The sequence below is a fragment of the Bartonella sp. AP258QHHD genome (assembly GCF_042196145.1).
GTDB lineage: Bacteria > Pseudomonadota > Alphaproteobacteria > Rhizobiales > Rhizobiaceae > Bartonella.
Window position 1 is genome coordinate 1 of sequence record NZ_JBHIPR010000003.1, and the last position, 327, is coordinate 327.

The following is a 327-nucleotide window of genomic DNA, read 5'->3' on the forward strand; positions in this document are numbered from 1 at the left end:
TCCACCCTGTACCACCGGTACCATAACTATACCCAACATTCATCGAAGCGCTTTGCGTGTGGTTTTCTGTGCTTTGCGTATTTTGCGCACTTTCAAAGATGATATCTTTACCTGCTCCCATGGTGATATTCCCGCTCTGTTCATCATTGCTTTGCATCGGGTTTGTACCAGCAATAATATCGGCTCCAACACCATGGATGCTGCCTTTGTGGGCTTGCATATTAACAGCGCGTCCTGCTTCTATTGTACCTGTTACCGCAGTAGAGGTCTGAACAGAGGCTTCTGCCTTCTCTGTCTTAAAGCCCACGGTTACGCTAGCAGAAACAT

General features: G+C 47.4%; 1 protein-coding gene. It reads right to left on the reverse strand.

Annotated features, from left to right (window positions below; translation table 11 throughout):
* A partial coding sequence (locus ACFIMM_RS00615) for a hemagglutinin repeat-containing protein (protein ID WP_375692566.1) occupies window positions 1–327 on the reverse strand: 327 nt, incomplete at both ends.